This is a genomic window from Pseudomonas sp. 43A (assembly GCF_013363935.1).
Taxonomy (GTDB): domain Bacteria; phylum Pseudomonadota; class Gammaproteobacteria; order Pseudomonadales; family Pseudomonadaceae; genus Aquipseudomonas; species Aquipseudomonas crudilactis.
This window is the reverse complement of record NZ_CP054880.1, coordinates 1,043,577-1,067,444: the sequence shown is the minus strand read 5'-3', so window position 1 is coordinate 1,067,444 and position 23,868 is coordinate 1,043,577. Positions and strand designations below refer to the sequence as shown.

Here is a 23,868-nt window from a genome sequence, read left to right as displayed (position 1 = left end):
TCCCTTGTAGGAGTGAGCCTGCTCGCGATAGCGGTGTTTCAGTCGAGATATCTGAATCTGATACACCGCTATCGCGAGCAGGCTCACTCCTACATTTGATCTTCAGCGCTCTCAAGGATTGTGTATGGATCAGCTTCCGATCATCGATATCAGCCCGCTCTATAGTGACGATGAAAACGCCTGGCCTGCCGTCGCCGGGCAAATCGACCAAGCCTGCCGCGAATGGGGCTTTTTCTACATCAAGGGCCATCCGATTTCAGCGCAACGCATCGACGCGGTGCTCGATCAGACTCAGCGTTTTTTTGCCCTGCCCGCAGCGGAAAAACTCAAGATCGACATCACCCAGACCCGCCACCATCGCGGCTACGGTGCGATCGCCACCGAGCAACTCGACCCGAGCAAACCCAGCGATCTGAAAGAAACCTTCGACATGGGCCTGCACCTGCCGGCCGAGCATCCCGACGTGCTCGCTGAAAGACCGTTACGCGGGCCGAACCGGCACCCATCGCAAGCGGGTTGGGAAACCCTGATGGAGCAGCACTACCTCGACATGCAAGCCCTCGCGCAAACCCTGCTGCGCGCGATGACCATCGCCCTGAACATCGAACGCGATTTCTTCGACAGCCGCTTCGTTGACCCGGTCAGCGTCCTGCGCATGATCCATTACCCACCGCGCCACACCGCCAGCTCCGCCGAGCAGCAAGGTGCCGGCGCGCACACTGATTACGGCTGCATCACCCTGCTCTATCAGGACAGCGCCGGCGGCTTGCAAGTGAAAAACGTCAATGGCGAATGGATCGATGCACCGCCGATCGACGGCACTTTCGTGGTCAACCTCGGTGACATGATGGCGCGCTGGAGCAACGACCGTTATCGCTCGACTCCTCACCGGGTGATCAGTCCGTTCGGTGTGGATCGCTATTCGATGCCGTTCTTCGCCGAGCCGCACCCGGACACGCGCATCGAATGCCTGCCCGGATGTCAGGACGCACAGCATCCGGCGAAATATCCGACCACCACCTGCGCCGAATTCCTGCTGTCGCGCTTCGCCGATACCTACGCTTATCGCCGTGAGCAGGAAGCTGTTTGATGGATCGCTTGGTCAAGTTTTGCCAATTGTTTCGGCGAGCATCTGTAGAATGCCGTCATTGCACCTGATGAGAAAAGAATATGTACGACTGGCTCAACGCCTTGCCCAAGGCTGAACTGCACCTGCACCTGGAAGGCTCGCTGGAGCCCGAGCTGCTGTTCGCCCTGGCCGAGCGCAACAAGATCGCCCTGCCGTGGAACGATGTGGAAACCCTGCGCAAGGCTTACGCCTTCAACAACCTGCAGGAATTCCTCGACCTGTATTACCAGGGCGCCGACGTATTGCGCACCTCGCAGGATTTCTACGACCTGACCTGGGCCTACCTGTTGCGTTGCAAAGCGCAGAACGTGATTCACACCGAACCCTTCTTCGACCCGCAGACCCACACCGACCGGGGAATCCCGTTCGAAGTGGTGCTCAACGGCATCGCCGCGGCACTGAAGGATGGCGAGCAGCAACTGGGCATCACCAGCGGTTTGATTCTCAGTTTCCTGCGCCACCTCAGCGAAGAAGAAGCCGAGAAAACCCTCGATCAGGCGCTGCCGTTCCGTGACGCGTTTGTCGCTGTCGGTCTGGACAGCTCCGAGATGGGTCACCCGCCGAGCAAGTTCCAGCGCGTGTTCGATCGTGCCCGTCACGAAGGCTTCCTGACCGTTGCCCACGCCGGCGAAGAAGGCCCGCCGGAGTACATCTGGGAAGCCATCGACCTGCTGAAAATCCAGCGCATCGACCATGGCGTACGTGCCATCGAAGACGAGCGTTTGATGCAGCGGATCATCGACGAACAGATCCCGCTGACCGTGTGCCCGCTGTCGAACACCAAGCTCTGCGTGTTCGATCACATGTCGCAGCACAACATTCTCGACATGCTCGAGCGTGGCGTGAAGGTCACGGTGAACTCCGATGACCCGGCATACTTCGGTGGTTATGTGACCGAGAACTTCCATGCGCTGTACGAGCACTTGGGCATGACCCAGGATCAGGCCAAGCGCCTGGCGCAGAACAGCCTGGATGCGCGACTGGTAAAGCCATAAGCAACACCAATGAACCCATGTGGGAGCGAGCCTGCTCGCGAAGAGGGAGTGTGAGTTAACATTTTCGTTTAATGACACTCCGCTTTCGCGAGCAGGCTCGCTCCCACAGTGGGTTCTTTGTTTAGCCTGGGATTTGGGTTTCAGTCAGCTCTTCGAGGGTTTTCCCCCGCGTCTCCATCCCGAACAACCACACCACCCCCGCCGCTATCGCAAAACACGCCGCGCCCAGCGCAAACACCCCACCCTGCCCGGTAATCGGGAACACCAGCCCGGTCACCAATGGCCCGAGCAGCGAGCCAACCCGGCCAATCGCCGAGGCGAAGCCCGAGCCGGTTGCCCGCGCCGACGTCGGATACAACTCCGGCGTGTAGGTGTAAAGCACCGCCCACATGCCGAACAGGAAAAACTGCATCAACAGCCCGGTGCCGATCAGCAGCGCCACGTTGCCGCCAAACACCGCACTCTGCCCATACAGAAACGCCATCACCCCACCACCGAGCAAGGTGACGATGCACACCGGTTTACGCCCCCAGCGCTCGACCAGCCACGCCGCCATCAAGAACCCGGGAATGCCGCCCAAGGAAATCAGCACGGTGTAATACACCGACTGCGTCACGGCGAAACCCGACTGTTGCAGCAATGCACTCAACCACGACGTCAGCCCATAAAAGCCGAGCAGCGCGAAGAACCACAGGCTCCAGATCATCGTGGTGCGCTGGCGATACTGCGGCGACCAGATCTGTTTGAGCGCCGCAAAGAAATCGCCCGGCGGCGTCACGGTGCGCGGCAAGCGCAGCGGTTCCGGCAGCGCGGCATTACCGAGCGACGAACGTACCCGCGCCTCGATGCCATTCAACACTTTGTCGGCCGCCTCATGCCTACCGGCCTGCTCCAGCCAGCGCGGTGACTCGGGAATGAAAAAGCGGATCGCCAGCACAAACACCGCCGGCACGGCCAGCACCAGAAAGATGTCGCGCCAGCCAATCAGTGGCAGCAGAAAGTAGGACAGCACGCCGGCGGCCACGAAGCCCAGCGGCCAGAAGCCATCCATCAACGCGATGTAGCGCCCGCGGCGTTGCGCTGGAATCAGCTCGGACAACATCGACTGGGCGATCGGAAATTCCATGCCCATGCCAATTCCCAGCAAGATGCGGAACAGCGTCAGCGTCTCGACCGTTTGCGCCGTCGAGCACAGATAACTGGCCACGCCCCACAACACGATGCTCCACTGAAACACCGGTTTGCGCCCGAAGCGATCGGCGAGCATGCCGGACAGCGACGCCCCCAGCACCATGCCGAAAAAGCTCGAACTGGCGAGCAGTCCAGCTTGCGCACTGCTCAAGCCGAACTCGGCTTTGATCGAGCCAAGCAGGAACGTCATCATCGCCAGATCCATGGAGTCGAAGAAAAACGCCAGAGCGATGATGATAAAAATGATCCGGTGATAACCGCTGATCGGCAGTCGTTCCAAGCGTTCTGCCGCACTGTAGCCTTGATTATCCATGCCGCGTCCCCCAATCCGAAATGTCCCCGGATCGAGTGTGCGCGATCACGCCTGGGCGTTCGTGCTGGATGCGACCTGTTCGCAGCCGTGGACGACGCCAGCCGGAATGCCGCCGTGGCCGGTCATGATCAAGCGGCTCTGCTAGGCCATCTCCAGCTCGGTTTCCTTGGCGAATCGATGCAGTTCGCGCTGCCCGGTCGCCGTCAGTTGCAGCGCTCTTGAGTCATTGGGCAGGGTCAGCCAGCCGGATTGCATGAACAACTGCAGCAACGCGGCGCCGAGGGTACCGCCCATGTGCGGACGACGCTCGCTCCAGTCCGGGCAGGCACAGGCCACCTGAACATTGCGATGGGCCAGCGCCTGAATGAACACACCCCGCCCTGCCAGTTGTTTTGCACCCTTGAGGGTCACCACCACGCGCTGTTCAAGCTGTTCGATCCAGCCGGCGTCGAGCAGTCGCTGATACAGGTCGGCCGCCAGCGTGCCACCCAGATGATCGTCGCAAAAGCGTGCGCGCAACAGCGAAGACGGTGCCGCCTGGGGCTTGGCCAAAGGGGTGCTGCGTTTGAAAACCTCGGCGACTTCGCGCGGGGCACTGGCGATGGTGGCGCTGGCCAGCGCCTCTATCGCCGCGCCCACCTCCGGTGCCGAGAGACGGAAAAACCGTTTGCGACCACGAACTTCGACCTTCAACAGACCACCAGAGGCCAGCCGTGCCAGATGCGCACTGGCCGACGACGGCGACAGACCTGCCAGTAACGCAAGCTCCTCGGTCTGCCGGGCCGAGCCATCCATCAGCGCCCACATCATCGCGCTGCGCTTGGGGTCGGCCAGCAACGTGGCGATCTGGCTGATGCAAGGTGCATGTTCCATGTATTCACTCCCTGTGGAATCGTATCGTCTACTGCTCGCAGACATCTTGACCAGTAATGGGTCGGCGGCCAAGACGCGAAAATCGCTCTGAGCCGGGGCAAGGCAGGCCATTGACATAACATCTTCCGGCGCAGAAACCAGCTTCACTGAACAATCCTGAACCAGACAGGAGCAGCACAGTGCGAAGGGGTTCGGGCCGGGTTAAGGTACTTGCATGAGGCGGGCGCTAGTATAAGCGGGATGCAGGCCGCGTCCCGTGCCGCAGCCTGCACGGGTGGTGATTGTTCCTGAGAGAAATTTCTCTATTTAGCTGCGACTAATGATCAACTTTCGAGAAAACGGGAAATTGGCTACTCAAATAAGCGCATCGGCTGGCGAGCATTTCCCTTAACAGGTTCACCGGCTTACTCAATTGTGCGCGATGGGCGCACAACAGATTCAGCGGAGCGCGTTCGCACAGCAGCTCCGGCAGCAGCACTTTGAGGCGGCCGGCGAGCACATCGGCGCCCACGTCGAGCCAGGATTTGTAGGCTATTCCCGCTCCAGCCAGCGCCCACAGACGCACAACGTCGGCGTCATCACTGAAACGGTCACCACTGACGGTCAGACTGACCTCGCGTTTGCCGTCGTGAAAACTCCAATGGTCGTGAACCCGACTGCCGAGCATGTACAACAGGCAATTGTGCTGCGCCAGTTGTTCGAGCTGACGCGGTTCGCCGTGTCGCGCCAGGTACGCAGGCGATGCGCACAGCACACGACGGTTGTGCGGGGCGATGGGCAAGGCGACAAGGCTCGAGTCTTCCGGCTCGCCGTAGCGCAAGGCGATGTCCACGGGCTGGCGGAACAGGTCGGCGATGCGATCGCCGAGCAACAGACGCACGGTCAGCTTCGGGTGCTCACGCTGAAACTCGTCGAGCCACGGTAACAACAGGTTACGGCCGAAGTCCGAAGGCGCCGACAACTGCAAAATACCGCTGACCTGATCCTGCCCGCTGGCCAGCAAGCGCCGGCCTTCATCGAGTTGGCTCAGCGCTGCCCGCGCGTATTCGAGAAAGCCTTCGCCTTCGGCTGTCAGGCGCAAGCTGCGAGTCGATCGCGCCAGCAAGCGCGCGCCCAGTTGCTGCTCGATCCGTTTCAACGCCGCACTGGCCACGGCCGCAGACATGTCCATCACCCGCGCAGCCGCCGACAGACTGCCCAGGTCCGCCGCCCGGACAAACAACTGCAAGTCATCGAAACGCAGCATGCGTCAGCCTCGATTATCAAAAAAATATTGAAAGAGACTGCTCTTTTAGCCGGTTTTATCCCGCAGAGAAATAGCCAATCATCTCTCCATTGTATTCGTCCCGCTTCTCTGGAGCCGAGCATGTCCCAGCCATTCACCGCCATTGCCACCCTGGTCGCCAAACCCGGTCAACAGGATCGTCTCGAACAGGGCCTGCGCGCACTGGTTGAGCCGAGCCGCGCCGAAGACGGTTGCAGCCAATACGACTTGCACCGCGACCTCGCTGACCCGCAGATTTTCTATGTGATCGAACACTGGGCCAGCGAAGAGATTCTCCAGGCCCATAACGCCAGTGCGCACTTCCTGAATTTCCAGGCCACTGCCGGCCATACCATCGAACACTTTCAGCTCAAGCGCCTCGGCGCAATTGCCTGATTCCTTCTTCTATTACCTGTACGGAGCCAATCATGAAAGCCATTGCCTATTACGCATCCCTGCCGATCAGCGACGCCAAATCCCTGCAAGACATCGAACTGCCTGAACCTGTCGCCGGCCCTCGCGACGTGCTGGTGGAAGTCAAAGCCATTTCAGTGAATCCGGTCGACACCAAAGTTCGGCAGAACGCGTCACCGGAAAACGGTGCAGCGAAAGTATTGGGCTGGGACGTTGCCGGCGTGGTCAAGGCTGTCGGCAGCGAAGTGACCTTGTTCAAGTCTGGCGACAAAGTCTTCTACGCCGGCTCCATCGCCCGTGCCGGCGGCAACAGTGAACTGCACGTGGTCGATGAGCGCATCGTCGGCCATATGCCGAAATCCCTCGGTTTTGCCGACGCTGCCGCACTGCCACTGACCGCGATCACCGCGTGGGAATTGTTGTTCGAACGTCTGCAAATCAGCGAAGGCAAAACCGCTGAAGACCAGAGTTTGCTGATCGTTGGCGCAGCCGGTGGCGTGGGTTCGATCCTCACGCAATTGGCCAAGCAATTGACCAGCCTTAAAGTGATCGGCACCGCTTCCCGCCAGCAGACCGCCGATTGGGTCAAAGAGCTGGGCGCCGATCTGGTCATCGATCACAGCCAGCCGCTGAGCGAAGAACTCAAGCGCGCCGGGGTCGACAGCGTGACCCACGTCGCCAGCCTGACCCAGACCGATCAGCACCTCGATCAACTGGTCGAAGCGCTGGCGCCGCAAGGCAAACTGGCACTGATCGACGATCCGAAGTTACTGGACGTGAGCAAACTCAAACGCAAAAGCCTGTCGCTGCACTGGGAGTTCATGTACACCCGCTCGCTGTTCGAAACGCCGGACATGATCGAGCAGCACAAACTGCTCAACCGCGTGGCGGAGCTGATTGATGCCGGGACGTTGAAGACCACGGTGGGCGAGCATTTCGGCACGATCAACGCGCAAAACCTGCGTCGTGCCCATGAGCTGCTGGAAAGTGGCAAAGCCAAGGGCAAAATTGTTTTAGAAGGTTTCTAAAAACCTGTACATCGCAGCCTTCGCCGAAGCTAGAGCGGTCGGCGGGGCTGCGCTGTTTTTTGCCGTCAGTCCGATGCTTGACCGTTGTCACAATTGCGATCGTATTCAGGTCTACAATCGAAGCCTCTGCGATACATCTTTTACGCAAGGGAGGTCAGCAATGAAGATCCTGATAAAAGAAGTGGCAAAGTCTCAATGGCAGGTTCGTCTGGACCAGCACGCCGTGACATTCCGCAGTGAAGCCGAAGCACTGGCCTTCACTCGCACCCTCGAAGCGCGACTTTGCGCGCCCCATCAGATTCCCGACCGCAGCCAGCAGCGCGCCGCCGGCTGAGGTTATTTATGCCTCGGCCTGAGCTTGCGCCAGTGCCCGGGCATTCTGTAGACGGCGGGTGAGCAGCGCCACGCACACCACCAGCAAACCGCACAGGCTGATGACTATTGCCATCGGCACGGCGCTGCCGTCGTGCAACACCCCCACCAGCGCCGAAGCACCAGCGGCGACACTGAATTGCATGCAGCCGAGCAGTGCCGAAGCACTGCCGGCGCGTGCGCCCTGACCGTTCATCGCGCAGGCGGCGGCGTTCGGGCTGATGCAGCCCAGGCTCGATACGCAGATGAACAGTGGGATCAGCAGCGGCCACAAGGATTCGGTATGCATCGCGCTGACCGCGAGCAGCGTCAGCCCGGCAGCGAAATAAACCCACACCGCCCGCGACAGCAGGAATGCCGGACCGCGTTTGGCCAACAAGCGCGCATTGACCTGCGCTACCAGAATGAAACCCGCCGCGTTGGTGCCGAACAGCCAGCCGAAATGCTCGGCCGGCACGCCATACAGCTTGATGAAGATAAACGGTGAGCCAGCGATGTAGGCAAACATCCCCGCGATGGCGATGCCGCCAGTCAGGGCATGGCCGAGGTAAACCCGATCCTTGAGCAAGCGCCCGTACTGACGCAGTGCGCCGGACAACGGCTGGCGCGGCATGTGCGCCGGCATACTTTCCGGCAACCCCAGCGCCACGGCCAGTCCGGCCAACGCACTGAACCCGGTCAGCACCAGAAATATCGACTGCCAACCTGTGGTGTTAACCAGCAGACCACCGAGCATCGGCGCCAGAATAGGCGCCAGGCCCATCACCAGCATCAATTGCGAAAAGACTTTCGCCGAACCCACCGCGTCGCACTTGTCGCTGACCACCGCCCGGGAAATCACCATCCCCGCACAACCGCCCAATGCCTGGACAAAACGTGCAGCGATCAGCCATTCCAGATTCGGCGCATAGGCGCAAGCCAGGGATGCCAGAGTGAACAGCGTGAGGCCCACGAGCAACGGGATGCGTCGGCCAAAGCGATCCGCCACCGGGCCGTAAGCCAGCTGGCCAATCGACAAACCGGCGAAATAGGCCGCCAGCGTCATCTGCACATGTTTCTCGTCGGTTCCGAACGCCAGCGCCATCGAGGGGAATGCGGGTAAATAGAAGTCGATGGCCAAGGGCCCGAAGGCGGTCAAGGCACCGAGGATCAGAATGGTACGGAAGTTCATCAGGCATCCAGGTTGGCAAGTCGGCAGCCCGACAGTCTAGCCGTGCCCGAACGCCTTGAACATTCCGATAGCTCGCTAACGATCAAATTCAGACGAGCTTCACCTCATATCCTTCCTCGCGAATCGCTTCGATGACCTGATCAGCACTCATGGCGCTTTCGACGCCGACCTCTTTAGCTACCAGATCGACGCGCACGCTGGCTGCCGGATCCCTGGCCTGGACGGCATTGGTGATGGCTTTGACACAGTGACCGCAGGACATGCCTTGAACGTTGAACACTTGCATGGAATGACTCCTTCGAGTGAGATTGCCGGCAGTTTCGAGCTTGCCACGATGGCAAGGTCAAGTTCTTGAATAAACTGCCGGGCTGGCAATCGGCGCCGCGCTCGGCCAAGCTGCGTACATCAATGACTCGATTCAGGAGATTCAGCCATGCGCTGGTCAGCTTTCAGCCTGTTTGGCTTTCTCAGCCTCTTTGCCGCCGTTCCTCAAGTGCAAGCTGCCGGCGAGGACTATGCGGTGCTGATCATTTCCCGCGAGCGTCTGGAAGTGTCGACTTCCTGCGAGATCGGCGTGTACATCCAGGATCAGCTCTCGGCGCGGCTGCTGCAGGAGCAAAGCATTTCCTTCAACCTGCCGCCGGGCACTGTTTCGCTGCGCTTGAAGTTGCTGCCGGGACAGGTTGCTGGCTGCAATCCAGGGATGCTCGCGCCGGGGTCGCAGGAGATCAAACTGCATGCCGGTGATGTGCTGAAGTATCGGTTGGCGATGAATTCAGAAGGCGTCTACTTGAAGCCTGCGGCTCTCGAATACTGAGTCGCTAGCCAAAAGATCGCAGCCTTCGGCAGCTCCTACAGGGATTGCATTCCAATGTAGGAGCTGCCGAAGGCTGCGATCTTTTGCTTTTGAAATTGGCACTTGACCTTGCCCGCATGGCAAGGTTGATCCTTGTAGGCATCCACTACAGGGAGTACGACCGATGTCCGATTCCATCACGTTCGATCTGCCGATTGCCGGCATGACCTGCGCCAGTTGCGCCGGCCGTGTCGAGCGGGCGTTGAGCAAAGTCAGCGGCGCCAGTGCCGTCAGCGTCAATCTCGCCACCGAGCAGGCTCGCGTGCAGGCGCCGGGTGACAGCCTGCCGGCCTTGATGGCGGCGGTTGAGCGCGCCGGTTACAGCGTGCCGCAGCAGACTATCGAATTGAATATCGAAGGCATGACTTGCGCCTCGTGCGTCGGTCGCGTCGAGCGTGCCCTGAATAAAGTCGCCGGGGTGAAAAGCGTCAGCGTCAATCTCGCCAACGAACGCGCCCACCTCGAACTGCTCGGCCAGATCGATCCACAAACCTTGCTCGACGCGGTGAGCAAGGCCGGCTACTCGGCCAGCGTCTGGCAAGCCGAACACCCGCAAACCGATAACCAACAGCAACGTCTGAAACATGAACGCTGGGCGCTGATCTGCGCAATTGCCCTCGCCCTGCCGCTGGTGGCGCCGATGTTGCTGCAACCGTTCGGCATTCACTGGATGCTCCCGGCCTGGGCGCAATTTGCCCTCGCCACGCCGGTGCAATTCATTTTCGGTGCACGTTTCTATGTAGCCGCGTGGAAAGCGGTGCGCGCCGGCGCCGGCAATATGGATTTGCTGGTCGCCCTCGGCACTAGCGCCGGTTACGGCTTGAGCCTCTATGAATGGGCCACCGCTGCCGGGCGCATGCCGCATCTGTATTTCGAAGCATCGGCGGTGGTCATTGCCTTGGTACTGCTCGGCAAATACCTGGAGAGCCGCGCCAAACGCCAGACCGCCAGCGCCATCCGCGCCCTCGAAGCGTTGCGTCCGGAGCGAGCGCTTCAAGTGATCGATGGCCGCGAGCAGGACGTTGCCATCAGCGCCCTGCGCCTGGGCGATCTGGTGCTGGTCAAGCCCGGCGAGCGTTTTCCGGTCGACGGCGAAGTCATCGAAGGCCAGAGTCACGCCGACGAGGCGCTGATCAGCGGCGAAAGCCTGCCGGTGCCGAAACAACCGGGCGATAAGGTCACCGGCGGTGCGATCAACGGCGAAGGTCGCTTGCTGGTGCGCACTCAGGCACTCGGCGCGGAAACCGTGTTGGCGCGAATTATTCGCCTGGTCGAGGACGCTCAAGCCGCGAAAGCGCCAATCCAGAAACTGGTGGATAAGGTCAGCCAGATCTTTGTGCCGACGGTGTTGCTGATTGCTCTAGCCACATTGATTGGCTGGTGGCTGTATGGCGCGCCGCTGGAAACCGCGCTGATCAATGCCGTCGCCGTTCTGGTCATCGCCTGCCCCTGTGCACTGGGCCTTGCCACGCCGACCGCGATCATGGCCGGCACCGGCGTAGCGGCGCGTCACGGCATTCTGATCAAGGATGCCGAAGCGCTGGAACGTGCCCATGAAGTCAGCAGTGTGGTGTTCGACAAGACCGGCACGCTGACCTCTGGCACGCCGCGTATCGCCCATTTCAGCGCGGTGGATGGCGATGAAGACACCTTGCTGAAACTGGCCGGCGCGCTGCAACGCGGCAGCGAACACCCGCTGGCCAAAGCGGTGCTGGATGCGGCCGCCGAACGAGGCCTGAACGTGCCTGACGTCAGTGACAGTCAATCGCTGACCGGTCGCGGCATCGCCGGCAATCTCGACGGCCGGCGCTTGGCACTGGGCAATCGGCGGTTGCTCGAAGAAAGTGCCTTGAGCGCCGGCAACCTGAGCGAATCCGCCCAAGCCTGGGAAGCCGAAGGCCGCACCCTGTCATGGTTGATCGAGCAAAGTCCTGAACCGCAAGTGCTCGGCTTGTTCGCCTTCGGTGACACCCTCAAACCCGGCGCACTGGAAGCCGTGCAACAACTCGCCGCCCGGCATATCCACAGCCACCTGCTGACCGGCGACAACCGTGGCAGCGCGCGCGTCGTCGCCGAGGCCCTGGGCATCAGCAATGTCCACGCCGAAGTGCTGCCGGCGGACAAAGCCGCCACCGTCAGCGAGCTGAAGAAAACCGGCGTGGTCGCCATGGTCGGTGACGGCATCAACGATGCCCCGGCCCTCGCCGCTGCCGACATCGGCATCGCCATGGGCGGCGGCACCGACGTCGCCATGCACGCAGCGGGCATCACCTTGATGCGCGGCGATCCACGGCTGGTGCCGGCGGCGCTGGAGATCAGCCGCAAGACTTACGCGAAGATCCGTCAGAACCTGTTCTGGGCCTTCGTCTACAACCTGATCGGCATTCCGCTGGCGGCGTTCGGCTTCCTCAACCCGGTGCTGGCCGGGGCAGCGATGGCGCTGTCGAGCGTCAGCGTGGTGAGCAATGCGCTACTGTTGAAAACCTGGAAACCCAAGGACTTGGAGGAGCACCGATGAACATCGGTCAAGCAGCCAGACACAGTGGCCTGAGCGCGAAAATGATCCGCTATTACGAGTCGATCGGCCTGCTCAAAGCGGCCCATCGCACCGACAGCGGTTATCGGGTCTACGGCGACGATGACCTGCACACGCTGGCATTCATCAAGCGCTCGCGGGACTTGGGTTTTTCCCTGGAAGAGGTCGGCAAACTGCTGACCCTCTGGCAGGATCGCCAACGCGCCAGCGCCGATGTGAAGGCGTTGGCGCGCCAGCACATCGACGAGTTGAATCAGAAGATCCGCGAACTCGGCGAGTTGCGCGACACCCTGCAGGATCTGGTCGAGCACTGCAGCGGCGACCACCGCCCCGATTGCCCGATCCTCAAGGAACTGGCGTCGGGCTGCTGCGTGCAACCCGCCCGCGCTTGAGCGCCAGAGCTTTCATCAGCAGCAAGGTACTGAGCGGGATGCCGTGGAACAGCATGACCACGGCACCCGGCGCCCACCATCCGTAGAACGGCGCGGCGATCAGCATGCCGATGCCGAACCCGGTCATTTGCAGCAAGGTCAGGACGCTGAAAATCGGCAAGCGCAACTGCTCGGGTTCGCGTTGCAGACGCGACATCAGGCCGACTTCGGAAAACCCGTCACCCAAGCCCGCGGGCAATGAAAACAGCAGCAGACCGTAGATGCTGTGTTGCTGGAACATCAGGATAAAGCCGCAGGACATCAGCGCCACACCGAAGAAAAACCGTCGTTCCAGGTGGATGTTGTCCGAGCCCTTGAGACGGCTGGCGATGCGCGCGCCCAGCAGTTTGCCGCTGGCCCACACCGCGAGCATCAGGCCCAGCGTGGTGCTCGCTGACTCCGGCGTGAGCAATTTGGAAATGATCGCAAAGCCGACGTTGTGCGCAGCGCTGCCCAAGGTGTCGGCCATGGTCACCGCGAGCATTGCGGCAATCACCGGTGCTGCACGCAGGCCTTGCTTGAGTGCGGTCCATTCGCCGCGTTCCGGCTCTTCGTTGACTGTCGCAGGTTCGAAACGCAGCGGCACGATCAACAACGCTGCCAACAGATAGGTCAACGCATTCAGGGCGAATACCGTTTCAAAACCAAAACCCGCGACCAGCAGACCTGAAACCAGACTGCCGCCGACCATCGCGGCGGATGAGGCCGAGGTGATCCAGGCGTTGGCCTTGAGCAATTGCTCGGCGGGGATCAGACGCGGCAACTGGCTGTTGAGGCCGATGGCGAACATCGAATTGCCCAGACCCAGACCGAAAGCGATGACCGGCAATAGCATGGCTTGCTGGCTGATGGGCACGATCAACAGTAAACCGAGGACGCCGGCGCGCAGCAGGTCGAACGCGATCAGCGGTGCGCGTCCGCTGCATCGACGGTAAAACGCGGTGCCGATCAGGCTGGCAAAAATTCCCCCGCCGACGCGACTGGCGAGAAAGATTCCGACGCTCATCGCGCTGTTGCTCAGCAGGTAGACGTAGGTGGCCAGCGCGACCATGTTGAGGAACGCGCCGAAATCGGAGATCAATCGTGCGGTGATGATCAGGTGGGTGTTGCGCGGGGTGGTCACATTCAGTCCTTGAGTGTGGGTGGAGCGGTGGACAGTAGACTTGAATTTGCAGGGATCCGAAAGAGCCCTCACCCTAGCCCTCTCTCAGGGGGAGAGGGGACTGATTGGGGGATGCTGTGGAGATACGCCGACCTGAAATTTCTGTACCGAATCCAGACAGGTCCAAATACTGACCTCGTCCAATCCATAATCGACCCGGTGTTTCAGGTCGATGTATGACGCATGACACCTCGGTCGGCCCCCTCTCCCTCCGGGAGAGGGCTGGGGTGAGGGTGCATTTCGAAACCAAACAAAAAAAACCGGCCGAAGCCGGGTTTCTCATCAAGCGATCACTGCATCCACGGTGGTGGCGGTGGTTCGTCGGACTTGCCTTTCGGCTCGTCGTCCGCCGCACGGATGGCCTGCTTGCGTTCCTCGTCGAGGCGCGCCGCTTCGATCTCGCGCAACACCCCGCCCACATCGGCCAGATCTTCCGGATCATCGAACTCACCGGTCAGCACACTGTTCGGGTGCAAGGTGCCGGCTTCGTACAGCGCCCACATTTCTTTCGCGTACTTGGTCAGTTTCAATTCCGGCGCAAAGCGACCGAAGTACGAAGCCATGTTGCCAACGTCCCGCTCCAGCATGCTGAACGCGTGGTTGTTACCAGCAGCGTCGACAGCCTGCGGCAGGTCGATGATGACCGGACCGGTCGGCGTCAGCAGCACGTTGAACTCCGAAAGGTCACCGTGCACCAGACCGGTACACAACATCAGCACGATCTGCGAAATCAGGAACGCGTGATACTCGCGCGCCTGATCCGGCTCCAGCACCACATCATTGAGACGCGGCGCGGCATCGCCGAATTCGTCGGCCACCAGTTCCATCAACAGCACGCCGTCGAGGAAGTCATACGGCTTGGGCACCCGCACGCCGGCACCGGCCAGACGGAACAGCGCCGCCACTTCGGCGTTCTGCCAGGCGTCTTCGGTCTCTTTGCGACCGAACTTGGAGCCTTTCGCCATTGCGCGAGCCTGTCGGCTGTTGCGCACCTTGCGGCCTTCCTGATACTCGGCCGCCTGGCGGAAACTGCGTTTGTTCGCCTCCTTGTAGACCTTTGCGCAACGTAACTGATTGCCGCAGCGCACCACATAAACAGCTGCTTCTTTACCACTCATCAGTGGGCGCAGCACTTCGTCGACCAGACCGTCCTCGATCAGGGGTTCAATGCGTTTTGGAGTCTTCATCAGCTTTTATTGTGGGTCCTTTATTACCAAACACGCGAATGTCACTCGTTATACGGCAATCCTCGCATTACGGGGAGGGGTTGCCGACCTGTGAACCTGTGAATGCACACACTGTGCCGAAAAAAATCGACCGCTGCGAATCATAGCCGAGCCTTGGTTATTTGTTGGTATCGGCCGTCGAGGGCATTTGCGACAGAATCTGACATCTGCGGTTTTTGCCCTTTTACCCTCACCCCAGCCCTCTCCCGGAGGGAGAGGGAGCCGACCGAGCTGTCTGGCGTTATACATCGACCTGAAATACCGCGTCGATTATGGATTCGGTAAAGCTCGATCAGGTCGGCGTATCCCTCAAACATCCCCCAATCTGTCCCCTCTCCCTTTGGGCGGTCTGACGTTTCGGGAGGGTTAGGGTGAGGGGCTCTTCTAGCGTTCGATGATGGCGGTAACGCCCTGCCCGCCCGCGGCGCAAATCGAAATCAGGCCCCGGCCCTTGCCCGCGGCATCCAGCAATTTCGCCAAATTGGCGACGATACGCCCGCCCGTCGCGGCGAACGGATGCCCCGCCGCCAGCGAACTGCCCTTCACATTGAGACGACTGCGATCGATCGAGCCCAACGGCGCATCAAGGCCCAGGCGGGTTTTGCAGTATTGCGGATCCTCCCAAGCCTTCAGCGTGCACAACACCTGCGCAGCAAAAGCTTCATGAATTTCGTAGTAATCGAAATCCTGCAAGGTCAGCCCGTTGCGCGCCAACAATCGCGGCACCGCATACGCCGGCGCCATCAGCAGCCCTTCCGCACCGTTGACGAAATCCACCGCCGCCGCTTCGCCGTCACGCAGATACGCGAGGATCGGCAAGCCACGTTCCTTTGCCCATTCTTCGCTGCCGAGCAGCACCACCGACGCGCCGTCAGTCAGCGGTGTGGAGTTGCCCGCGGTCAACGTGCCTTTAGCGCTTTTTTCGAAGGCAGGCTTCAACGTTGCGAGTTTATCCAGAGTCAGGTCCGGGCGCAGGTTGTTGTCGCGGGTCAGGCCAAGGAACGGCGTCATCAGGTCGTTGTGCCAGCCTTCGCTGTAGGACGCGGCGAGTTTGTGATGGCTTTCAAGGGCCAGTTGATCCTGATCCTCACGCGGGATCTGCCAGGTCTGCGCCATCAGCTCGCAGTGCTGCCCCATCGACAGACCGGTGCGTGGTTCGCCGTTGCGCGGAAATTCCGGGATCAGGTGTTGGGGCCGCAGTTGCAGAAAGGTTTTCAGTTTGTCGCCGGTGGTCTTGGCGCGATTGGCTTGCAGGAGGATTTTGCGCAGACCTTCGCTGACGCTGATCGGCGCGTCCGATGTGGTGTCGACACCGCCAGCGATGCCGCAGTCGATCTGGCCAAGGGCGATCTTGTTCGCCACCAGGATCGCGGCTTCCAGGCCGGTGCCACAGGCTTGCTGGATGTCGTAGGCCGGCGTGGCCGGTGACAAACGCGAGCCGAGCACGCATTCACGGGTCAGGTTCATATCTCGTGACAATTTCAGCACCGCGCCCGCCACCACCTCGCCGATGCGCTGGCCGTGCAGATTGTAGCGTTCGATCAGGCCTTCAAGGGCGGCGGTGAGCATCGCCTGATTGCTGGCCGTGGCGTAGGGCCCGTTGGAACGGGCGAAAGGGATACGGTTACCGCCGATGATCGCGACGCGGCGCAGCTGACTCATGAATGACTCCTTGGATAAATTCGGGTTGAAACAATCCCTGTAGTAGCGAGCCTGCTCGCGAAAACGCCGGCACATTCAGCATCTTCGGTGGCTGACACATCGCTTTCGCGAGCAAGCTCGCTCCCACAAGGTCCGCGCATGTCTGCAAGACCTGCTAAACCTCAGTGTTCAAGCGTAGGCCCTATTGCGTTAATCGAACGATTGATTGCCATCGGCAGTCCACACTTTGAACCCCAACTTCTGGAGAGCGTTCCATGTCTGACCGCTATATCGACTTCGCCAACTCGTCCATCGGCCATCGTCTGGTCGGCGCGCTGGGCCTGCCGTCGCCGGTGCGACTGGAGCGCTGGCAGGCCGGGCGTCTGCGGCCGGTGGAAGGTGCGCTGCTGATCGGCGGCGGGCCATTGGCCGAACGCGTCAGTGCGTTCGCCAACCGTTTGACCGAGAGTATCTACCGCTACGGCGAGCAACCAGCGACCGCGACTGAATGGATTCCCGGCCACGGCCCGAAACTCAAAGCCGTGGTGTTCGACGCCAGCGACTTGCAGCAAACCGATCAGCTCAAACAACTGCGCGAATTCTTCCAGCCGCTGATGAAGAACCTTGAGCACAGCGCGCATCTGGTGATTCTGGGGCGTGCGCCGGAAACCCTCCGTGATCCATTTGCCGCCAGCGCACAACGCGCGCTGGAGGGGTTCTCCCGTTCGCTGGCCAAGGAGCTGCGCAGCGGCGGCACGCTGCAATTGATCTATGTCGGCGAAGGCGCAGAAGATCAACTGGAAGGCCCGCTGCGATTTTTCCTCTCGCCGAAAAGTGCGTTTGTGTCCGGACAGGTGATTCGCCTGACCGTTTGTGCGACGCCAGTGACTGACTGGACGCGCCCGCTGGCCGGGCGCAAGGCGTTGGTTACCGGGGCTGCGCGCGGCATCGGTGCGTCCATCGCTGAAACCCTGGCGCGCGATGGCGCCGACGTGATCCTGCTCGATGTCCCGCCAGCCAAGACCGATCTGGAAGCACTTGCCGCGCGCCTCGGTGGCCGAGCGATCACCCTGGATATCTGCGCCGCCGACGCCGCTACGCAGTTGATCGAACAACTGCCTGATGGCCTCGATATTCTGGTGCACAACGCCGGCATCACCCGCGACAAGACCCTGGCCAACATGACCCCGGAATTCTGGGACGCGGTGCTGGCGGTCAACCTCAATGCCCCGCAAGTGCTGACCAAGGCGCTGCTCGACAGCGGCACGCTGCGCGACAACGCGCGGGTGATTCTGCTGGCCTCGATCAGCGGCATTGCCGGTAACCGTGGACAAACCAACTACGCCGCGAGCAAGGCCGGGCTGATCGGTCTGGCGCAGGCATGGGCGCCCACGCTGCTGGAACGTGGCATCAGCATCAACGCCGTCGCTCCCGGTTTTATCGAAACGCAGATGACCGCACACATTCCGTTCGGCCTGCGCGAGGCCGGGCGGCGCATGAGTTCGCTCGGTCAGGGCGGCTTGCCGCAAGACGTCGCCGAAGCCGTCGCGTGGCTGGCGCAACCGGGCAGCGGCGCGTTTACCGGGCAGGCGCTGCGGGTCTGTGGACAAAGTGTTCTGGGAGCTTAGGCATGAGCATCGAATGGCACACGCTGGATCGCGAACCGAGTCTGCCCGGGCTGTATGCACGGGCAGCGACACGCCGCAAAATCACCGGCACGCAATTGCCCGACAACGGTTTGCGCTGTTGGGTCGATGTCGATGGCAAACGCCTGGCGGCCTATCGCAAGGTCTGTGGATTCGTCGATGACGGCCTGCTGCCACCGACGTATCCGCATATCCTCGCCTTTGCCTTGCAGATGCAATTACTCACGGCCAAGGACTTTCCGTTTCCGCTGCTGGGGTTGATTCATCTGAGCAATCGCATCCGCGTGCTGCGGCCGATGGGCGGTATCAGTCACGCGCAAGTCAGCGTACGCGTGACCAACCTGCAAGCACATCCCAAGGGTGCGACGTTCGATCTGCTGACCACACTGGATGATCAGCTCGGGCCGTTGTGGGAGGCCGAAAGCCAAATGCTCTGTCGCGGCGTGGAACTCGATGGCGAAGCGCTCGAACAGCACTGGGAACCCTCGCAAGCGCTGACGCAAGTGGCGCACTGGAAAGCCCCGGCAGACATTGGCCGGCAGTACGCCAAGGTGTCGGGGGACTACAACCCGATTCACCTGAGCGCGGCCAGCGCCAAACTGTTCGGTTTCCCCACCGCCATCGCCCACGGCTTGTGGAACAAGGCTCGGACCCTCGCGGCGCTGAACGATCATTTGCCCAAAGCCAACCTTGAGATCGCCGTGCACTTTCGCAAACCGGTGCGCCTGCCCAGTGAGGTGACCTTGCTGGCGAGTGCGGCGGGGTCCAGTGGTGAGTTGCGGCTGATCGGTGCACAAGACCTGGAACACATGGTCGGGCAGTGGCAGCCGATTGCCTGAGCACGCGGGACACTGTTAATTGTGTGTATATAACTTAAGTTTCTGCCAACCTTTTTCCTTTCGCCAAAAAAGCCCGGGCCTTGATTTTCAAGGCCTTTTTTTGTGCAGCTATATCGTGGGTATTAGTCATTAGGCGCTGCATGTCACCTTATATATAAAGGCGTTAATACCAACTTGAGAATGGTGCGAAACCTGCCCCTGGACTGAGATTGACACAACGGACGAGGCATCACCGGCGACAGATCGGCGAGCCATCGAAGGCAACGAACGTTGTGACAGGTGCAAGGAATACAAACATGAAAACTCAAGACGTGTGGTGCAAATCAGCAATCGCTCTGGCATTGATCCTTTCCCTCGGCCTCACTGGTTGCAGCAGCGGCAGTGGCGGGCATAAAAGCAGCTCCGGCAGCTCTTCCCCCGCCAGCAGCACCGATGGCACTGGTGGAACCGGAAGCACTGGCAGTACTGGCGGCACTGGAGGTACTGGCGGCACCGGTGATACCGCCGGTACAGGCGGAACGGGTGGCACTGGCGGCACTGGCGGGACCAATCCGACCAACCCGACTAACCCGACCGATCCAACCAACCCCACCAATCCGACAGACCCGACGGATCCGACCAACCCGACCAATCCAACCCCATCCCTGGTGACCACCACCCTTGTGCAGGATGTCGGCAAGACCGTCAGCGGCGTCGGCGATGGCGTCGGCCAGGTAGGCGACTCCCTGAGCGGCGTTCCGGTGGTAGGTGGCGTGGTGCAGAGCGCCGCCAACACCGCGGGCAATGTCGTCTCCACCCTGGGCGATGGCGTGACCAACGGCATCGGCAAACTGGCGACCGATTCCAAAGGCCTGACCACCACCGTCTCTTCGGTCGGCGGCGTAGTGCAGGATGTCGGCAACGGCGTGTCCGACCTCAGCGGCAAACTGGCGACCGCGACCAACAGCGTTCCCGTAGTCGGCGGCGTGGTCACCAAAGTGGCGCCGATACTCGATGGCGTCGGCGAGAAAGTCACCATGCTCGGCGACACCCTGACCACCACCCTCAGCACCGGCCCGACCAGCAATCTGACCAACACTGTCGGTGGAAAACTGGTGCCGGTAATTGCGATGGTGGAAAGCACCACGGACAAAATCGGTGACGCCACTGGCTTGGGCGATCCGCTCAAAGGCGTGATTTCGCAAGTCGGCGGTGCGGTGAACGGCTTGGGTGGCAAGGTCACCGACGCCGGCAACGGCAATGCCTTGACCAACACCCTCGGCGGTGCGCTGAGCAACACCGGCACGGCGGTCGGCAAGGCGGGCGGTCTGGTGGCCAACGGCACCGGCTCAGGGACTGGCGGGGTCGGCGGCGGGCTCGGTGGCACTGGTTTGTTGCAAACCGTCGGCGGCGCTGTGGTCAATGTCGGTTCAGGTCTGGGCGCAGGCAACGGCACGCTGGCAGCGCCGGGCAATGTCGTCGCAGCGGTCGGTAACACGGTGGCCTCGCTTAACACCGTGCTCGGTGGTTCCGGTGCACCGATCACGGCGCCGACAGCGACCCTGGCCACCGTTGGCGGCACCTTGGGCGGCGCACTGAATCCAGTCACCACGGCGGTCACCAGCCTGACGCAAAATGTCGGCGCCACCACCGGTATCGGCGCGCCAGTCGCGGGTATCACCGGTCAGGTTGGCGGTGCAGTCAGCAGCATCGGCAACACGATTGCCGCGACCAACAACCCGGTCACCACCGCCGTCGGTGGTCTGGTCAACAACGTTGGCACGACCGTCGGTGCCGTTGGCGGACTGGTGAACGGTAGTGCCAGCGGCGGCACTACCAGTGGCGGTCTGGGTGGCGTAATCGGCGGCCTGACCGGCGCTCTGGGAGGCAACAAACGCTAATTTGCACCTGGCCGATTCGACGGCCGCACCTACAGCGCCTACGCTTGGTTGAAGGCGGGAGATTCCGACGAATCTTCCGCCTTTTTTCTTAGGAGCAACCAGCCCTGCGCTGTGATCTGACCATGGAGTGTCCTATGCGCGTTATGGCATCCCTGTTGTGCCTCAGTCTCAGTTCCACCGCCCTCGCCGACACCCTGCCCAGTTTTCTCAACAGCAACGAAACCACCCGCAACCTGCCGGTGCCGAATCTGCCGGCCGATGCCTATCGTCCTGCGGCAACGCCGCTGCAAGTGCCTGACCCCGGCGCGACCGCCGCACAGCCACTGTTGATGGAAACCAGGATCAACCTGAAGACCGTGCAGATCGAGGGCGGGACGATTTATCCGCTCAACGAACTGGCTGAGGTCTACAAGCCGCTGATCGGTCGTCAGACCAGCCTCGCGGACCTGATCGAAGCCACCCGCAACATCACTCGCCGCTATCAACAGGATGGCTACCTGTTGTCCTACGCCTTCCTGCCGCAACAGAGTTTCGATGACGGCGTGGCGCGGGTGGTGCTCGTTGAAGGCTATGTGCGCGACGTGCAGATGCAGGGTGATGTCGGCCGGGTCAAAGGCCTGCTCGATAAACTGGCGGCGAAAATCCAGGCCGAACGACCGCTGACCCGCAAGACGTTCGAGCGTTACACCACGCTGATGACGCGCATCCCCGGCGTGACCATTCAGGCGCAAGTGCCGCCGCCCGGTACCACCGATGGCGCGACGACACTGATTGCCGAGGCCAGCCGTAAGCCGTTCACCAGCACACTGAGCACCACCGAGGACAACCGCAACGGCCCGCAAGCGTTGCTCGGCGTCAGCAGCAACTCGCAAACTGCCATGGGCGAGCAACTGACCCTCAGCGGTCTGTTCCCGCCGGGGGATGACCATGAGCGTTACTACCGGCTCGACTACAACCAGTTCCTTGATGCCGAAGGCACGCAACTGAATCTGTCGGCTTCACGTTATCGCGCCGACCCCGGCACCGAAGTGCTGGTCAACGGCGGCGGCCGCCTCGACACCCACCGTGAAAACGATCGTTACTCCATCGGGTTCAGCGTGCCGTTGATTGCCTCGTCCACCGAACAACTGACGGCAGCCTCGCGCCTGTATGCGGTCAATGACAAGACGCGCTACGACGGTATCAACTTTCCATTCAGCAAGGAGTTTCGCACCGACATCCGTGCCCTGGCGTTCGAAGGTGACTGGCGCAAGGCCGATGCGCGACAGTTGCGCATCCTCAGCGGTGGCGTCTATCAAGGCTTCGACAGCCTCGGCGCACACACCAATTACGATGACATCGCTTTGGATTTCTTCCGCGTGCGGCTGTCCGGGGTGCAAAGCGACAAGTTCTTCGACAACTGGCAGGGCGTGCTGTCGGCGGCGCTGTACTGGAGCGACGACACCTTGCCCGACAGCGAACGCGCGGTATTCGGCGGGCAGAATTTCGGCCGCGGTTATCCCGACGATCAGGCGTCCGGTGACAAAGGCTGGGGCGTGGCGTACGAGGTCAACTACAGCTTCAATCGCGACGGCAATTGGCTGCGCATCCTGCAACCGTACGTGGTGCTCGACCGCTCGCGCAGCTGGTTCAATCAGTTGCCGGTGCAGGCCAACAACCTGTCATCAGCGGCGGTCGGCCTGCGCTTTGGTGATGCGAAGTACTACAACATTGCGCTGGAGGCGGCGAAGGCGATGTCGGATGAAGCGCTGGATACTTTCAATCGCAAGCCGCGGTACAGCATCAGCTTCAGTTATCAACTGTAGAGGGGGCGGCGCTTGTCAGAGTGCATTCGCGAGCAGGCTCACGCCTGCATTTGGCGTGTGTTCCGCTGAAGGAGTGAGCCTGCTCGCGATGAACGATGACGCGGTAACCTGTGAGGCAACTCAGCCCCCCGAACCACTGTCGACCTCGCCCCCCTGCTGCTGATCAAAAAACTCCGGGATCTCATGCTGGTAGCTTTTCAGCCAGCGCTGCATAGCCAGTTCGCGTTCTGTCGGCGTAGCCGTCTGCACCTTCGGTGAGGCGGCTTTGTTGCGGCTTTGCAGCAGCAGCCAGCCTTCGGTTTCCTGTTGCTGGGCCGATGACGGGCCAGCGTCGATGGCGTAGCTGGTCAGTGGCAGTGCCAGCAAGCCAAGGCAAAGCATCACGGTTTTCATCGCAGGTCTCCTTACTTGAGCATCGCCGTGACGGCGGCAGGCGATGGGCTGGGCACTTTGAGTTTTTCCGCGCGACTCTGGGCCTCGCTGAATTGCGCCGGGCTCAAACCGAGGCGACTGACCAGTTCGGCGGCGCGGGTCCAGTCATCCTGATAGAGCAGCAGTGTCACCAGATTCAACGCCGCCAATGAGTCGCTCTGCTTAAGCTCCATGGCGGTGAGGAATTCGAAACGCGCGTCTTCGATACGCAATTGATTGAGGTAAACCACCCCCAGATCGTTGCGGATTTTTTCGTCGGTCGGCGCCAACCGTGCGGCACGTTGCAAGTGCGCCTGAGCCTGACCGTAGTCAGACCTGGCTGCCGCGAGTTGGCCCAGACCATGCTCGGCCTCGGCAGCCAGACACGTGCCGAGCAGGCTGCGATACAAAGGCTCGGCTTCGCTGCGCCCGAGCAAACGGTAAACCTTGGCCTTGCGCAGGCGCACATCGGCGAGGTTGTCCGGCAGTTTCTGCAGGTTGGCCAGGCTGGCGTGCAGTTTGCCGTCGTTGGCCATGTCGTCGGCCAGATTCAGCGACAGCTGTTGTTCGGAACTCAATTTGCCGCAACTGGCGTTGTTGGTCAGCGCCTCCCACGGGTTTTGCCCGGTATTGGCGCAGCCCCCGAGCATCAGCACACAGACACCTGCAATCATTGCTTTCATCA

General features: G+C 61.1%; 22 protein-coding genes. 12 read left to right on the top strand and 10 right to left on the bottom strand.

What is annotated here, in order from left to right; translation table 11 throughout:
- Positions 1 to 124: 124 nt before the first annotated feature.
- Positions 125 to 1,090, top strand: a complete 966-nt coding sequence (locus HUW52_RS04565) for a 2-oxoglutarate and iron-dependent oxygenase domain-containing protein (RefSeq protein WP_175553076.1) — start codon at positions 125 to 127, stop codon at positions 1,088 to 1,090.
- 80 nt (positions 1,091 to 1,170) lie between these two features.
- The gene (locus HUW52_RS04560; RefSeq protein ID WP_042557518.1) at positions 1,171 to 2,124 is read left to right on the top strand and encodes an adenosine deaminase; all 954 of its coding nucleotides are present in this window, start codon (positions 1,171 to 1,173) and stop codon (positions 2,122 to 2,124) included.
- A 121-nt stretch (positions 2,125 to 2,245) separates the two neighbouring features.
- Here the strand turns inward: HUW52_RS04560 and HUW52_RS04555 are convergent, their stop codons facing one another.
- The 3 genes from HUW52_RS04555 to HUW52_RS04545 form a co-directional block, all read right to left on the bottom strand.
- Positions 2,246 to 3,628 carry an MFS transporter gene (locus HUW52_RS04555; RefSeq protein ID WP_175553075.1) on the bottom strand — a complete coding sequence of 461 codons (1,383 nt, stop codon included), beginning with the start codon at positions 3,626 to 3,628 and terminating at the stop codon, positions 2,246 to 2,248.
- 141 nt (positions 3,629 to 3,769) lie between these two features.
- Positions 3,770 to 4,501: a helix-turn-helix transcriptional regulator gene (locus tag HUW52_RS04550; protein ID WP_016987369.1), complete on the bottom strand. Its 732-nt coding sequence runs from the start codon at positions 4,499 to 4,501 to the stop codon at positions 3,770 to 3,772.
- Between the two features lie 316 nt (positions 4,502 to 4,817).
- The gene (locus HUW52_RS04545) at positions 4,818 to 5,747 is read right to left on the bottom strand and encodes a LysR family transcriptional regulator (RefSeq protein WP_175553074.1); all 930 of its coding nucleotides are present in this window, start codon (positions 5,745 to 5,747) and stop codon (positions 4,818 to 4,820) included.
- A gap of 120 nt (positions 5,748 to 5,867) precedes the next feature.
- On the opposite strand from HUW52_RS04545, the gene HUW52_RS04540 reads away from it, so the two are divergent.
- The 3 genes from HUW52_RS04540 (at position 5,868) to HUW52_RS04530 (ending at position 7,541) form a co-directional block, all read left to right on the top strand.
- Positions 5,868 to 6,161 (top strand): putative quinol monooxygenase, encoded by a 294-nt coding sequence (locus HUW52_RS04540; RefSeq protein WP_175553073.1) that lies wholly within the window; start codon positions 5,868 to 5,870, stop codon positions 6,159 to 6,161.
- A gap of 32 nt (positions 6,162 to 6,193) precedes the next feature.
- Positions 6,194 to 7,207: a zinc-binding alcohol dehydrogenase family protein gene (locus tag HUW52_RS04535; protein WP_175553072.1), complete on the top strand. Its 1,014-nt coding sequence runs from the start codon at positions 6,194 to 6,196 to the stop codon at positions 7,205 to 7,207.
- A 160-nt stretch (positions 7,208 to 7,367) separates the two neighbouring features.
- Positions 7,368 to 7,541 (top strand): hypothetical protein, encoded by a 174-nt coding sequence (locus tag HUW52_RS04530; RefSeq protein WP_007914687.1) that lies wholly within the window; start codon positions 7,368 to 7,370, stop codon positions 7,539 to 7,541.
- Positions 7,542 to 7,547: 6 nt separating this feature from the next.
- On the opposite strand, the gene HUW52_RS04525 is transcribed toward HUW52_RS04530, so the two are convergent.
- Together HUW52_RS04525 and HUW52_RS04520 are read right to left on the bottom strand one after the other, a co-directional pair.
- Positions 7,548 to 8,750, bottom strand: coding sequence for a multidrug effflux MFS transporter (locus HUW52_RS04525; protein ID WP_016987373.1), 1,203 nt, complete (start codon positions 8,748 to 8,750; stop codon positions 7,548 to 7,550).
- Between the two features lie 88 nt (positions 8,751 to 8,838).
- The gene (locus tag HUW52_RS04520) at positions 8,839 to 9,036 is read right to left on the bottom strand and encodes a cation transporter (RefSeq protein WP_016987374.1); all 198 of its coding nucleotides are present in this window, start codon (positions 9,034 to 9,036) and stop codon (positions 8,839 to 8,841) included.
- 147 nt (positions 9,037 to 9,183) lie between these two features.
- Here HUW52_RS04520 and HUW52_RS04515 point away from each other — a divergent pair, with 147 nt between their 5' ends.
- From HUW52_RS04515 to cueR, 3 genes are all read left to right on the top strand, one after another.
- Positions 9,184 to 9,567 carry a hypothetical protein gene (locus HUW52_RS04515; protein WP_016987375.1) on the top strand — a complete coding sequence of 128 codons (384 nt, stop codon included), beginning with the start codon at positions 9,184 to 9,186 and terminating at the stop codon, positions 9,565 to 9,567.
- A gap of 163 nt (positions 9,568 to 9,730) precedes the next feature.
- Positions 9,731 to 12,124, top strand: coding sequence for a copper resistance metal-translocating P1-type ATPase CueA (cueA, locus tag HUW52_RS04510; protein WP_175553071.1), 2,394 nt, complete (start codon positions 9,731 to 9,733; stop codon positions 12,122 to 12,124).
- Positions 12,121 to 12,534 (top strand): Cu(I)-responsive transcriptional regulator, encoded by a 414-nt coding sequence (gene cueR / locus HUW52_RS04505; RefSeq protein ID WP_175553070.1) that lies wholly within the window; start codon positions 12,121 to 12,123, stop codon positions 12,532 to 12,534. Before cueA ends, cueR begins: the two co-directional genes overlap by 4 nt.
- Here cueR and HUW52_RS04500 read toward each other — a convergent pair.
- The 3 genes from HUW52_RS04500 to HUW52_RS04490 form a co-directional block, all read right to left on the bottom strand.
- Positions 12,488 to 13,696: an MFS transporter gene (locus tag HUW52_RS04500; RefSeq protein ID WP_175553069.1), complete on the bottom strand. Its 1,209-nt coding sequence runs from the start codon at positions 13,694 to 13,696 to the stop codon at positions 12,488 to 12,490. The genes cueR and HUW52_RS04500 overlap by 47 nt on opposite strands.
- A gap of 329 nt (positions 13,697 to 14,025) precedes the next feature.
- A complete protein-coding gene (locus tag HUW52_RS04495; protein ID WP_007914672.1) occupies positions 14,026 to 14,922 on the bottom strand; it encodes a PA4780 family RIO1-like protein kinase in 897 nt (298 codons plus the stop codon).
- 423 nt (positions 14,923 to 15,345) lie between these two features.
- Positions 15,346 to 16,623: an acetyl-CoA C-acetyltransferase gene (locus HUW52_RS04490; protein ID WP_175553068.1), complete on the bottom strand. Its 1,278-nt coding sequence runs from the start codon at positions 16,621 to 16,623 to the stop codon at positions 15,346 to 15,348.
- 254 nt (positions 16,624 to 16,877) lie between these two features.
- Here HUW52_RS04490 and HUW52_RS04485 point away from each other — a divergent pair, with 254 nt between their 5' ends.
- The 4 genes from HUW52_RS04485 (at position 16,878) to HUW52_RS04470 (ending at position 22,772) form a co-directional block, all read left to right on the top strand.
- The gene (locus HUW52_RS04485) at positions 16,878 to 18,230 is read left to right on the top strand and encodes a 3-oxoacyl-ACP reductase (RefSeq protein WP_175553067.1); all 1,353 of its coding nucleotides are present in this window, start codon (positions 16,878 to 16,880) and stop codon (positions 18,228 to 18,230) included.
- Positions 18,231 to 18,232: 2 nt separating this feature from the next.
- Complete coding sequence (locus HUW52_RS04480) at positions 18,233 to 19,087, top strand: MaoC/PaaZ C-terminal domain-containing protein (RefSeq protein WP_175553066.1); 855 nt, start codon at positions 18,233 to 18,235, stop codon at positions 19,085 to 19,087.
- 296 nt (positions 19,088 to 19,383) lie between these two features.
- On the top strand, positions 19,384 to 20,967 hold the full coding sequence (locus tag HUW52_RS04475; protein ID WP_175553065.1) for a collagen-like triple helix repeat-containing protein: 1,584 nt from the start codon (positions 19,384 to 19,386) through the stop codon (positions 20,965 to 20,967).
- Between the two features lie 134 nt (positions 20,968 to 21,101).
- Positions 21,102 to 22,772, top strand: a complete 1,671-nt coding sequence (locus tag HUW52_RS04470; protein WP_175553064.1) for a ShlB/FhaC/HecB family hemolysin secretion/activation protein — start codon at positions 21,102 to 21,104, stop codon at positions 22,770 to 22,772.
- A 120-nt stretch (positions 22,773 to 22,892) separates the two neighbouring features.
- On the opposite strand, the gene HUW52_RS04465 is transcribed toward HUW52_RS04470, so the two are convergent.
- Positions 22,893 to 23,165 carry a DUF3613 domain-containing protein gene (locus tag HUW52_RS04465; RefSeq protein ID WP_016987386.1) on the bottom strand — a complete coding sequence of 91 codons (273 nt, stop codon included), beginning with the start codon at positions 23,163 to 23,165 and terminating at the stop codon, positions 22,893 to 22,895.
- Between the two features lie 11 nt (positions 23,166 to 23,176).
- The gene (locus HUW52_RS04460) at positions 23,177 to 23,866 is read right to left on the bottom strand and encodes a tetratricopeptide repeat protein (protein WP_175553063.1); all 690 of its coding nucleotides are present in this window, start codon (positions 23,864 to 23,866) and stop codon (positions 23,177 to 23,179) included.
- Positions 23,867 to 23,868: the final 2 nt, after the last annotated feature.